General features: G+C 63.0%; 13 protein-coding genes. 3 read left to right on the top strand and 10 right to left on the bottom strand.

Annotated elements, in window-relative coordinates; translation table 11 throughout:
- Nucleotides 1–82: 82 nt before the first annotated feature.
- The 10 genes from Q0799_RS12570 to Q0799_RS12525 all read right to left on the bottom strand — a co-directional run bounded on the left by Q0799_RS12570 (nucleotide 83) and on the right by Q0799_RS12525 (nucleotide 9,355).
- Nucleotides 83–697 (bottom strand): response regulator transcription factor, encoded by a 615-nt coding sequence (locus tag Q0799_RS12570; protein ID WP_298398842.1) that lies wholly within the window; start codon nucleotides 695–697, stop codon nucleotides 83–85.
- The gene (locus Q0799_RS12565) at nucleotides 697–2,112 is read right to left on the bottom strand and encodes an HlyD family type I secretion periplasmic adaptor subunit (RefSeq protein WP_298398840.1); all 1,416 of its coding nucleotides are present in this window, start codon (nucleotides 2,110–2,112) and stop codon (nucleotides 697–699) included. Before Q0799_RS12565 ends, Q0799_RS12570 begins: the two co-directional genes overlap by 1 nt.
- Nucleotides 2,109–4,274, bottom strand: a complete 2,166-nt coding sequence (locus tag Q0799_RS12560) for a type I secretion system permease/ATPase (protein ID WP_298398838.1) — start codon at nucleotides 4,272–4,274, stop codon at nucleotides 2,109–2,111. The genes Q0799_RS12565 and Q0799_RS12560 overlap by 4 nt, the downstream gene beginning before the upstream one ends.
- 106 nt (nucleotides 4,275–4,380) lie before the next feature.
- Nucleotides 4,381–5,652, bottom strand: coding sequence for a 6-phosphofructokinase (locus Q0799_RS12555; protein ID WP_298398837.1), 1,272 nt, complete (start codon nucleotides 5,650–5,652; stop codon nucleotides 4,381–4,383).
- Nucleotides 5,653–5,656: 4 nt separating this feature from the next.
- Nucleotides 5,657–6,310, bottom strand: coding sequence for an adenylate kinase (gene adk / locus Q0799_RS12550; RefSeq protein ID WP_298398835.1), 654 nt, complete (start codon nucleotides 6,308–6,310; stop codon nucleotides 5,657–5,659).
- 73 nt (nucleotides 6,311–6,383) lie between these two features.
- On the bottom strand, nucleotides 6,384–7,169 hold the full coding sequence (gene kdsB / locus Q0799_RS12545) for a 3-deoxy-manno-octulosonate cytidylyltransferase (RefSeq protein WP_298398833.1): 786 nt from the start codon (nucleotides 7,167–7,169) through the stop codon (nucleotides 6,384–6,386).
- On the bottom strand, nucleotides 7,166–7,342 hold the full coding sequence (locus Q0799_RS12540) for a Trm112 family protein (protein ID WP_028996077.1): 177 nt from the start codon (nucleotides 7,340–7,342) through the stop codon (nucleotides 7,166–7,168). The genes kdsB and Q0799_RS12540 overlap by 4 nt, the downstream gene beginning before the upstream one ends.
- A complete protein-coding gene (gene lpxK / locus Q0799_RS12535) occupies nucleotides 7,323–8,330 on the bottom strand; it encodes a tetraacyldisaccharide 4'-kinase (RefSeq protein WP_298398830.1) in 1,008 nt (335 codons plus the stop codon). Before lpxK ends, Q0799_RS12540 begins: the two co-directional genes overlap by 20 nt.
- Nucleotides 8,330–8,746 carry a biopolymer transporter ExbD gene (locus Q0799_RS12530; protein ID WP_028996079.1) on the bottom strand — a complete coding sequence of 139 codons (417 nt, stop codon included), beginning with the start codon at nucleotides 8,744–8,746 and terminating at the stop codon, nucleotides 8,330–8,332. The genes lpxK and Q0799_RS12530 overlap by 1 nt, the downstream gene beginning before the upstream one ends.
- A 3-nt stretch (nucleotides 8,747–8,749) precedes the next feature.
- A complete protein-coding gene (locus Q0799_RS12525) occupies nucleotides 8,750–9,355 on the bottom strand; it encodes a MotA/TolQ/ExbB proton channel family protein (protein WP_298398827.1) in 606 nt (201 codons plus the stop codon).
- A 285-nt stretch (nucleotides 9,356–9,640) separates the two neighbouring features.
- Here Q0799_RS12525 and xseA point away from each other — a divergent pair, with 285 nt between their 5' ends.
- The 3 genes from xseA to Q0799_RS12510 all read left to right on the top strand — a co-directional run bounded on the left by xseA (nucleotide 9,641) and on the right by Q0799_RS12510 (nucleotide 11,943).
- Nucleotides 9,641–10,864: an exodeoxyribonuclease VII large subunit gene (gene xseA / locus Q0799_RS12520; RefSeq protein WP_298398825.1), complete on the top strand. Its 1,224-nt coding sequence runs from the start codon at nucleotides 9,641–9,643 to the stop codon at nucleotides 10,862–10,864.
- Nucleotides 10,865–10,901: 37 nt separating this feature from the next.
- The gene (locus tag Q0799_RS12515) at nucleotides 10,902–11,489 is read left to right on the top strand and encodes a Fe-Mn family superoxide dismutase (protein ID WP_298398823.1); all 588 of its coding nucleotides are present in this window, start codon (nucleotides 10,902–10,904) and stop codon (nucleotides 11,487–11,489) included.
- 199 nt (nucleotides 11,490–11,688) lie between these two features.
- Nucleotides 11,689–11,943, top strand: coding sequence for a DUF4212 domain-containing protein (locus tag Q0799_RS12510; protein WP_298398821.1), 255 nt, complete (start codon nucleotides 11,689–11,691; stop codon nucleotides 11,941–11,943).
- The last annotated feature ends 4 nt before the right edge of the window (nucleotides 11,944–11,947 follow it).

The raw sequence follows: 11,947 nt of genomic DNA, 5'->3' as shown, positions 1-11,947 counted from the left end.
ATACGTCATAGTAGGTGCCGTCAAGCAGATAAGCTATTGGACTAAAGTACAGTTTTTCGAAGCAAAATAAAAAAGCCTCGAATCACAACTTCAAGCCATTGATTTTCAATGACAATTGAAGACGATCCCGGGTACCTGTCTTGTCAAAAATTGCCGTCAGGTGCGCCTTGACGGTTCGCTCGGCAATTGACAGCTGGTTGGCGATTTCCTTGTTGCTCGCACCACCGGCAACCAGCTTGGCTACCTGCATTTCCCGTTCCGAAAGCGTACCGGGCAAGACATCGATGACCGAGGCAGGATTCCGGTTGGTCAGGATACGTGCCGTACGCCCGATCAATTGCTGCAACAGGTTCTGGCCAACCCACAAGCCTCCGTTGCCGACCACAGTGGCCACCTGTTGCAGCACCTCGGGAGCCGCATGCGTATTGCAGCAACCGGCCGCACCGGCCGACAGCGCCTCAAGGATCAGGGCATCGCCAGGCTCATCCGCCAGGATGACCGTCTTTCCTTTCCGGGCCAGCAGCGCGGGGAGGACCACAGCAATCGATTCGCCGGCACGCAGGCGGCACCAGCGGATCGAGACATCACCGCCGGCACCGTTCTGCGCCGCGGTTCGCAGCACAACCCGGGCGGCGGGCATGGCAGCCCGCCAGTTGGGCAGGAAGGCGTGCTCGGTATCAACGATCTCGTATTCCATCAACGCTCCGTCATCGCTACGCTCTTGGCCCGCAGGACGGGCTTGAGCAGATAGGTCAGCACGCTCTTCTTGCCGGTCATGATGTCGACCTCGGCGACCATGCCGGGAATGATCGGCAGATTGCTGTCGCCAAAACCCGGCTTGTTGGTACGTACCCGGACCAGATAGAAGGCATTGCCCTTTTCGTCGGTCACCGTATCGGCGCTGATGTGCTCCAGCGTCCCTTCCAGGCCACCGTAAATGGAAAAATCGTAGGCCGAGAATTTGACCATGGCCGGCTGCCCCGGACGCAGGAAGGCGATATCGCGCGGCAGGACCCTGGCTTCCAGCAGCAAGGCGTCTTCCAGCGGGACGATCTCGATCATGTCCTTGCCCGGCTGGATCACACCACCGACGGTGTTGACCAGCAGCCGCTTGACAACCCCCTTGACCGGCGAGCGGATCGACGACTGCTTGACCCGGTCGGACAGGGCAACGCTGCCCTCGGCCAGACCGCTGAGCTTGGTCGTCGATTCGGACAACTCCCGCCCGGCTTCGTTGCGGAAACTCAACTCGACTTCCTCGATCTTGCGCTTGGCCTCGTTGATGGCTGCCTGCACGCGGGTGATCTGGGCGGTGGCCATGTCGCGCTCGCCGCGATAGCGTGAAACGTCGCGCTCAAGACGCAGCAGTTCGACTTCCGAGACGGCGCCGGAATTGATCAGCGGACGCGTCTGTGTCAATTCCTGCGAGGTCAGGTCGTAACCTTGTGCCGCCTGCGCCCGTCTGGCGCTGGCCTCGTTCAACTCCTGCTGGCGCTGGGCGAGCTGCTGACGGGCAATCGACAACGCCGCCTCAAGCTCGTTACGTTTTGCGGCAAACAACTGCTCTTCCTGGATGGCAATTTCCGGGGCCTCGGCAACAACCTCTGCCGGTGGAACGAATTCACCGCCTTCGGCAATCGCCCGCAGTCGCGCCGTCCGTGCCAGCAGGCCGAGATACTGCGCCCGGTTTTCCTTGACCGAGGAAACGAAACGGGTTTCGTCGATCTTGATCAGCAGCTGATCGATCTCGACGACATCGCCCTCGCGCACCAGAATTTCGGAAACCAGGCCACCGTCGATCGACTGCAGTACCTGCAGTTGCTTGGACGGAATCACCCGGCCTTCTCCGCGCGTCACCTCATCGAGTTGGGCAAACGCCGCCCAGACGACAAAGAGTACAAAAACCAGGCCGATCGAACGCAACAGGAAGCGCGCCCGCAGCGGTTCCTGGCGCAGCATGGCCAGATCGGCGTCGGAGGCAAAATCGACGACTTCGACATCTTCGCGATTCGGCAGGCGGCCGAGCACCCGCTCGACCCGTGGCTTGTTGCTTGCCGCCAGCTTCTCCAGCCAGCCGTGCACAGTGGTAAAAGCTGTTTTCAGGCGGCTCACGATGCCCTCCCGATACGCCCGCTCTGCAGGGCCTGGATCACCTGATCGCGCGGTCCGTCGGCGACCACCTTGCCCTCGTCGACGACGATCACCCGCGTCGCCAGATCGAGCAGGCTGTTGCGATGCGTGACGATGATCACCGTCTTGTGCGCGGCGATGCTCTGCAAACGCTGCTTGAACTGCTGTTCGGACGAAAAGTCCATGGCGCTGGTCGGCTCGTCGAGCAGCAGGATCGGCGGATCCATCAGGAAGGCCCGGGCAATCGCCACACCCTGGCGCTGACCGCCGGACAGGGAATCGCCCCGTTCGCCGATCATCATGTCAAAGCCGTCCGGATGACGATTGACGAAATCGGTCAACCCGCCGGCTTCGGCCGCCGCGAGGATCGACGCGTCGTCGGCGTAAGGGGCGCCGATCGAGATGTTGTCGCGCAAGGTACCGTAGAACAGGGTCACATCCTGCGCCACATAACCGATATTGCGGCGCAGGTCGGCCGGATCAAGCTGACGCACATCGACACCGTCGACACTGACGGCGCCACCGGTCGTCTGGTACAGCCCCATGATCAGTTTCTGCAACGTCGTCTTGCCGGAACCGATGCGACCGATGATCACCACCTTCTCACCGGCCTTGATGCTGCAATTGATGCCGCGCAGCGCGGAAACCTGGGTATTGGGATAACTGAACTCGACGTCGCGGAACTCGATGTCGCCGCGCAACTCGGGTCGATGGACGAAGTTGCCGTCGGCCGGCCGTTCGACCGGATTGGCCATGACCTGCTCCAGCGAAGTCAGCGCCACCTTGGCGTTGTGATACTGCATCAACAGACCGACCATCTGGCCCAGCGGCGCCACCGCGCGCGACGACAGCATGGTGCAGGCGATCAGTCCGCCCATGCTGAGCTTGCCGTCGCCGATCAGGTAGACACCGACGATGATCACCAGCACATTGACCACCTGCTGCATTTCCATCGCACCATTGGTTGCCGCCGCCGACAGGAAGCGCATCTGATTGTTGATGCGGGCGACGAAGGCCACCGATTTTTCCCACTTCGCCTGCATGATGCTCTCGGCGCCCTGGGTCTTGATCGTTTCGAGCGCGGTCAGGCTTTCGATCAGCGTGGCATTGCGCAAGGCGCCGGCACGGTAGGTCGTTTCCGACAATTCGTGCATCTTGTGCTGCAGGACGTAGGCGTACACCAGCACGACCAGCATCGCCCCAAGCACCGGGAAAACCAGCGGCCAGGCAATCATGCCGATGACCAGCAGGAAGAGCATGGCAAATGGCAGGTCGATCAGCGTCGTCACCGTCGCCGAGGTGATGAAGTCGCGTACCGACTCGAAAGAGCGCAGGTTGGAGGCAAAGGAACCGACTGCCGCCGGCCGCGCCTCCATGCGTACACCGAGCACCCGCTCCATGATCCGCGCCGACAGCTGCATGTCGATGCGCGCACTGGCCAGATCGATGAAATAACCGCGTAAAGTCCGCAACACCATGTCCACCGCGATCACGATGCCGACACCAAGCGCCAGCATCCACAGCGTTTCCAGCGCCCGGTTCGGCACCACGCGGTCATAGACGTTCATGGTAAACAACGGCAGCGACAGGGCCATCACGTTGATCAGCAGCGCCGCCGCCAGCACATCGCGGTACACCGGCCACTGATCGGCCAGCGCCCCCCAGAACCAGTGACGCAGCTTGACTTCGCCAACCTGCGGCGTGCGCTTGTCGAAACGGAAATGCGGGCGGGCAAAAATGGCGATACCAAGGTAACGCGTGGCCAGTTCGGCACGGGACATCACCACCGAACCCTGGCCGGTATCCGGGAACAACAGGCGGGCGTTCTCGCGGCTGTCGTCCCAGCCGAGCAGGACACAGGCTTCGTCGCCCTTGAGCATCAACACTGCCGGTAGCAGCACATCATCGATACTGTCCAGCGAACGCTTGACCAGTTTGGCCGACAGGCCGGCACGCCCGGCCGCACGCCAGAACAAGGACGGCGTCAACAAGCCGTTTTCCAGCGGCAAACCGGCGACCAGCGCCGCGCGCGTGCTGGGTCTGCCGTGGATACGTGTCAATTCGACCAGGCAGTCGAGCAGGGGATCGTGGTGCATCAGATCCTCCCGCAGACCGCTGACGGCCGCCTCACCTGAAATACTCATTTACTCCGCCTACTTTCTGATTTTTTCAGCGATTCTAACCTTCGTCTCCGTCACAATTGCAAAACATTGCAAAGGATTGCTAAAACCATAGCATTTACATATCAAATCACGGCGCAAAATCCGGCAACACCCGCGGCACACGATGATTGGCCAGGCGCACGTAATCGGGCAGTCCCCGCCGGAAAGGTGGCGGATCTTCGCCTTCGATCAAGGGCTGCAGATAGGTCCGGCAGGCCTCGGTGATATGAAAACCATCGGCCGAGATGAATTCGGCCGGCATCCGGTGCTCCTTGTTGGCCACGGCACTCAGCGGCACTTCGCCGATTTCCCAGCGATAGGGACGATCCGAAAGACGCTGCAAGGTCAGCATGACGTTGTTACTGCCGCGCACCGCCCGCTCGACCGCCGCAACACCGAGCGCATGCGCCTGCGCGACGTCGGTCCCGGAGGCCAGGTGTCGCGCCGCCCGCTGCAGGTAATCGGCCAGCGCCAGGTGATATTTGTAGCCGAAACGGGCGTGAATCAGTTCGCCGATGAAGCGTCCGACACCGCCGGCCCGGGTATGGCTGGGCAAATCGTCGAATCCATGTCCGCCAATTTCACAACCGCCGTCGTCGCAAAGCCCTTCGGCAACGGCGATGGCGCAGTAGCCATGGCGCCGGACACATTCATCGACCCGCGCCAGGAAACGCTCGGCATCGAACCTGACCTCGGGAAACAGCAGGATATGCGGGGGATCGCCTTCCTTCTCGCTGGCCAGACCGGCAGCGGCGGCGATCCAGCCGGCGTGGCGACCCATCGCCTCGAGGATGAAGACGCGGGTCGAGGTACGTGCCATCGACGCCACGTCGAAACCGGCCTCGCGCATCGAGGTGGCGACGTATTTGGCCACCGAGCCGAAACCCGGACAGGTGTCGGTCAGCGCCAGGTCGTTATCCACGGTCTTGGGAATGCCGATCACCGTCAGCGGATGACCGAGTTCGGCCAGCGTCTGCGACAGGTGCCAGGCGGCGCCCATCGAGCCGTCGCCGCCGTTGAAGAAGAAATAGCCGATCTCGTGCGCACGGAAAACCTCGATCAGGCGCTCGAAATGCGCGCGATGGGTGGCCAGCGGGCCGATGTGATAGCGACTGGAGCCAAAGGCACCGCCCGGACTGTAGCGCAGACGGGCGATGTCCTCGTCGGATTCGCGGCTGGTATCGATCAGGTCTTCGGTCAACGCACCGAGAATGCCGTCGTGGCCCGCATAGACCTTGCCGATCCGTTGCGGATGCAGCAAATGCAAACGGCGTGCTTCCTGGATCAGGCCGCACGCCGTTGCGTTGATCACGGCGGTGACGCCTCCCGACTGCGCGTAGAAGGCATTCTTCGCCGTCATCGGCTTACTTCAGGGCGTTGAAGACCGCCTTGGTGATGTCGTCGACGGAACCGACACCGGCAATCTTGCGCACCTTCGGTGCCGCGGCGTCGCCTTCGGCCGCCCACTTGCTGTAAAAATCGACCAGCGGCTTGGTCTGCGAATGATAGACATCGAGACGCTTCTTGACCGTTTCTTCCTTGTCGTCGTCGCGCTGGACCAGGTCCTCGCCGGTGACATCGTCCTTGCCTTCAACCTTGGGCGGATTGAACTTGACGTGGTAGGTCCGGCCCGACGGCAGGTGGGCGCGGCGACCGGCCATGCGCTCGATGATGTCGCTGTCCGGCACGTCGATTTCGAGCACGAACTCGATCGGCACGCCGGCATCCTTCATCGCCTGCGCCTGCGGAATGGTGCGCGGAAAACCGTCGAACAGGTAACCGTTCTTGCAGTCGTCCTGGGTCAGGCGATCCTTGACCATGCCGATGATCACGGCATCCGGCACCAGGCCGCCCGCGTCCATGTGCTTCTTGGCTTCCAGACCGAGCGGAGTGCCGGCCTTGACCTGGGCGCGCAGCATGTCGCCGGTGGAAATCTGCGGGATGCCGAATTCCTTCGAGATGAAGGTGGCTTGCGTACCCTTGCCGGCGCCGGGTGCGCCCAAAAGAATCAGTTTCATGGGAAATCCCTCTGGTTACGTATGAAAATTCTTGTTGTCGGCTGTTGTGGCGCCGTTCTCTAGACGGTCGAAGTTACCTGCTTATTCCCGCCCGGTCAAACAGTTTGCGCATCCTCTCGGCGTCTTCGGGCGTGTCCACACCGGGGGCCGGCGCGGCATCGACCAGGGCCACGCTGATCCGGTAGCCGTGCCAAAGCGCACGCAATTGCTCGAGCGCCTCGAAGCTTTCGGTCGGCGCCACGGACAGGCCCGCATAAGCCTTCAGGAAGCTGGCGCGGTAGGCGTACAGCCCGACGTGACGATACGCCGGAAAATCCGCCGGCAGGCTGGCACCGCCGCCCTCGCGGGCAAAGTGGTCGCGCGCATAGGGAATCGGCGCCCGCGAGAAATAGGCGGCATCGCCATCGGCCCGGCACACCACCTTGACCACATTGGGATTGAAGAAATCGGCCGGATCGGCAATCGGGTGGGCGACGGTTGCGATATCGGCACCGCTGACCGCTAGCTGGCGGGCGGTCTGGACGATGATTTCCGGCTCGATCAGCGGCTCGTCACCCTGAACGTTGACGACGATGGTGTCGTTGCTCCAGCCGCGCTGGGCGACGACCTCGGCCAGCCGGTCGGTGCCGGTCGCATGATCGCTGCGCGTCATCAGTGCGGCAAATTCGTGGGCTTCGCAGGCGGCCCGTACCTCGGCATGATCTGTCGCCACCCAGATTTCCTCGGCACCCGACAGGTGCGCCCGTTCGGCCACGCGCACGACCATCGGCTTGCCACCAAGATCGAGCAGCGGCTTGCCGGGCAGCCGGCTCGACGCGAAACGCGCCGGGATGACGACCTTGAAGGCCGGCGTGATCACGCTTCGTCGGCGCCCAGCTGGCGCGCCTCGTCTTCGAGCATCACCGGGATGTCGTCGCGGATCGGGTAAGCCAGCTTGCACGGCTTGCAGACCAGCTCCTGCGCTGCCTTGCGGTGTTCGAGGGGGCCCTTGCAGACCGGGCAAACGAGAATTTCAAGCAATCGGGCGTCCACGCAGCTTCTCCACTATCAAATCGGTCAATGCCGACGACACGTCGGCCTCGACGGGCAGCACCCAGGCCTCCCCCGTCGTCAGTCCAGCGCATTTTACTGCATCCTTCTCGGTCATCAGCAGCACGACATCGTCGCCGAAGGCCAGGTCGCCGGCCACATAGGCATGATGATCGGCAAAGGGGTGGGCGACAAAGTCCAGCCCCAGCCCCTGCAGTGTCGTAAAAAAACGCTGCGGGTCGCCGATGCCGGCCAGCGCGTGCAACTTCCTGCCGCGCAGCGCTGCTGCCGGGCAGCGTTGCGCCGGCTCGTCCAGACGCCAGAATTCGCCGGGCTGCAGACGCATGGCGAAGGCCGGCGTGCGGCCAGCCAGGCACTGCGCCGCAAAATCGTTGCCGATCACCGCATCGACCGATGCCAGGCGCCGCAAGGGCTCGCGCAACGGTCCCAGCGGCAGGCGCCAGCCGTTGCCGGCGCCACGCCGGTCGAAAACCGCCAGCTCGACATCGCGGGCCAGGCGGTAATGCTGCAAACCATCGTCACACAACACCACATCGACTTCCGGATGCGCCGCCAGCAGCGCCTTGCCGGCCGCCGACCGATCCCGGCCGACCCATACCGGCACACCGCTGCGCCGGGCGAGCAGCACGGGTTCGTCGCCGGTTTCCTGAGCCGGGGAATGCGGTGTGACCGGCCGCGCTGCGCCGTCGGCGGCGCCGTAGCCGCGACTGACGATACCCGGACACCAGCCACGCGCCCGCAGTTCGCCGGCCAGCCACAGGGTCAGCGGGGTTTTGCCGGCACCGCCGACGATCAGATTGCCAACCACCACCACCGGTACCGGCAGGCGTACCGGCCTGGCCTGGCGACGACGCCAGGCAGCGGCCGCGACGAAGAGCAGATTCACCGGCAGCAGCAATGGCAGCAAAAGCCACAACGCCGGCGTCAGCCGGCGTTGGAACCACTGTCGCTGCAACCAGCGGGCAAACATCACTGCGCCGACTGGGTGGCGAAGGAAATATGCGGATAACCGGCCGACTGCGCAGCCTGCATCACGTCGACAACGCTCTGGTGGGTTGCCTTGGCGTCGGCATTGATGACGATCACCGGCTCGGCCCGGTTGCCGGCCGCCTGCTGCAGCGCGACCGAAATCGCGGCAACGTCGGTGGTTGCCAGCGGCACCTTGTTGACCAGGATCTGGCCACCGGCCGTCACCGCCACGTCGATTTCGTTGGGCTGCTTGTTCTCCTGGCTGGACTCGGCCGTCGGCAGATTGATTTCCAGACCGGAGAATTTCGAGTAAGTGGTCGTCAGCATCAGGAAGATGATGATCACCAGCAGCACGTCGATCATCGGAATCAGGTTGATTTCCGGCTCTTCCCGGCCGCGTCCGCGCTGAAAATTCATGGCTTACTTCCGGTCGCCGTGCATCACTTCGACCAGTCGCACGGCCTGCTGCTCCATCTCGACGACGAAACCGTCGACCAGGGCGCGGAAATGGCGCCAGAAGATCATGCTCGGGATGGCGATGAAGATACCGAAGCCGGTGTTGTACAGGGCGATCGAGATACCGTGCGCCAGTTGCTGCGGGCTGCCGGTTCCCGGCGCCTGCGAACCGAAGATCTCGATCATCCCGACCACCGTGCCGAACAGGCCCATCAGCGGGCTGATCGAAGCGATGGTGCCAAGCGTCGTCAGGTAACGGTTGAGTTCGTGGGCAACCGCCGAACCGGCTTCCTCGATCGACTCCTTCATGACTTCGCGGGAATTGTTCACGTTGCGCAAGCCGGCGGCCAGTACCTGACCGAGCGGCGAATGCCGGTGCAACTCGTCGAGCAGCTTGCCGTTGTCGGCACCGCGCCGGAACTCCCCGACGGCCCGCTGCAGCAATCCCGGCGGAACAATCTTGGCACGGCGCAAGGCGATAGAACGCTCGATGATCAGTGCCACCGAGATGACCGAAGCCAGCAACAAGGGCCAGATGGGCCAGCCGGCCGCTTTGACGATTTCAAACACGTGACATTGTCCTTGAGGAGAATTCAGTCCGCAATTCTGCCTCCCCGTCGCCCCCGGGGCAAGCCTGACGAATTCCCGGGCCTGCCGGCGCTTATCCCCAGAAGCTGTGGATAAGTCTGTGGAAGAACTGTGCCCACTGGCCGCAAACCCGCAAAAAACAAGGATTTCCCTTACCCTGCCAAAAAACGAGGCATCAAATTAAAGTCATTAAATATCAAACACTTGAGCCCATTCCGAAATGTCAAGCGTCTATCGACATCGACAAAGCCCGGGTAGAATCCGCCCATGCCCGACACCGCTCTCCCTGTCAATAACTCCGTCCTCAGCGTCAGTACGCTCAACCGTCTGGTGCGCGACTGCCTGGAGTCCGCCTTTCCCCTGAGTTGGGTCGGCGGCGAAATTTCCAACCTGACTTACGCCGCCTCCGGACACGTCTATTTCTCGCTCAAGGATGCCGGCGCCCAGGTGCGTTGCGTGATGTGGCGCAGCCGCGCACAAACGCTCGGCTGGCGGCTGGAGAACGGCCAGAAGGTCGAGGCCCGGGCGCTGGTCTCGTTCTACGAACCGCGCGGCGAATTCCAGCTGAACATCGAAGCCATCCGCCGCGCCGGCCAGGGCGACCTGTTCGAGCGCTTCCTGCGGCTCAAGGCGCAACTGGAGGCCGAAGGCCTGTTCGATCCCGGCCGCAAGCGCCCGCTGCCAAGCTTCCCGCAGCGCCTGGCCATCGTCACCAGCCCGCAGGCCGCGGCCCTGCGCGACGTGCTCAGCACCCTGCACCGGCGGGCGCCGCATGTCGCCATCAGCCTGTTCCCCACCCCGGTCCAGGGCGACGGCGCCGGCCCGCGCATTGCCGCCGCGCTGGCCGCAGCCGCGGCCAGCGACTGCGCCGCCATCATCCTCTGTCGCGGCGGTGGCAGCATCGAGGACCTGTGGGCCTTCAACGAGGAATGCGTCGCCCGCGCCATCGTCGCCAGTCGCCTGCCGGTGATCAGCGGCGTCGGTCACGAAACCGACTTCACCATTGCCGATTTTGCCGCCGACCATCGGGCCGCCACACCCACCGCCGCCGCCGAACAGGCCGCGCCGGAACGCCAGCAGTTGCTCGCCCTGCTCGCCCGGCAGCAGCAACGCCTGCAGCAACTCGGCCAGCGCCGTCTGGCCGACCGCCAGCAGGCACTCGACTGGCTGCGCAGCCGACTGGTCCATCCGGCCGAGCGCATCGAGCGACAGCGCCAGGCCATCCGCGAGCTCGCGCGGCGCCTGCAACAGGCCGGCCAGTGGCAATCCACGCGCCGGCAGATGAAACTTAATGCCCTGAATGGCAGTCTGAAGCAACTCGATCCGCTTGCCGTGCTGTCGCGAGGCTACGCGCTGGTCACCGGCCCGGACGGCCGCGCCCTGCGCGACGGCACGTCGGTCAGTACCGGCGACAACCTGGACATCCGGCTGGCAAACGGCCGCCTCGCTGCCGCCGTGACGCAGATTGTGGCACCATCGCAAGCTGACTAGAATTCTGCTTTACCCCTCAAACACAACGGAGAAAACAATGGAACATCAACTGCCCGCCCTGCCGTACGCCAAGGACGCCCTGGCCCCGCACATGTCGGCCGAGACCTTCGACTACCACTACAGCAAGCACCACAATGCCTACGTGGTTAACCTGAACAACCTGATCAAGGGCACCGAATACGAAGCCCTCGACCTCGAAGCCATCGTCAAGAAGGCGCCGGCCGGCGGCATCTACAACAACGCCGCCCAGGTCTGGAACCACACCTTCTTCTGGAACTGCATGAAGCCGAACGGCGGCGGCGCCCCGAGCGGTGCCCTGGCGGCCGCCATTGACGCCAAGTGGGGTTCGCTGGACGCCTTCAAGGCAGCCTTCCAGGCTTCCGCCGTCGGCAACTTCGGTTCCGGCTGGACCTGGCTGGTCAAGAAGGCCGACGGTTCCCTCGACATCGTCAACATGGGCGCCGCCGGCACCCCGCTGACCACCGGCGACAAGGCCCTGCTCTGCGTCGACGTCTGGGAGCACGCCTACTACATCGACTACCGCAACCTGCGTCCGAAGTTCGTCGAAACCTTCCTGAACAACCTGGTCAACTGGTCGTTCGCCGAAGCCAATTTCGCCGCCTGAAACTGAATGGACGGCCGTTCGCGGCCATCGACAAGGGAGCCTGGCGCTCCCTTTTTTCTTGCCCGAAATATTTCATGCAACGAATTACGCTTTATCAAACGCCTGTCAGCAAACTGTAAGTTTCTGTAACCAAACTACGGACCGTGGCGGTGCTGTGGAAGCACAGCCCGTCCCTTTAAATTTTCTGGAGGAGATAACAATGGACGATCAAGGCAAGGCCTATTGGTCAGCCACGCTCGGTCTGCTGGGCAAGATCCTGGCGATCTGGTTCGTGTGCTCGTTCTTAGCCGGCATTCTGTTTGCCCCGGCACTGAACGGCATTTCACTCGGGGGTTACCCGCTGGGCTTCTGGTTTGCCCACCAGGGTTCGATCTACATCTTCATTGCCTTGATTTTCTACTACGCCAAGGCAATGGGCGACCTCGACCGCAAGTTCGACGTGCACGAAGAATAAGGAG

The organism is uncultured Azonexus sp. (genome assembly GCF_937982035.1).
In the GTDB taxonomy this organism is placed as follows: domain Bacteria; phylum Pseudomonadota; class Gammaproteobacteria; order Burkholderiales; family Rhodocyclaceae; genus Azonexus.
Note: the sequence above shows the minus strand (reverse complement) of the source record. Positions and strands in the feature narration are given on the sequence as shown.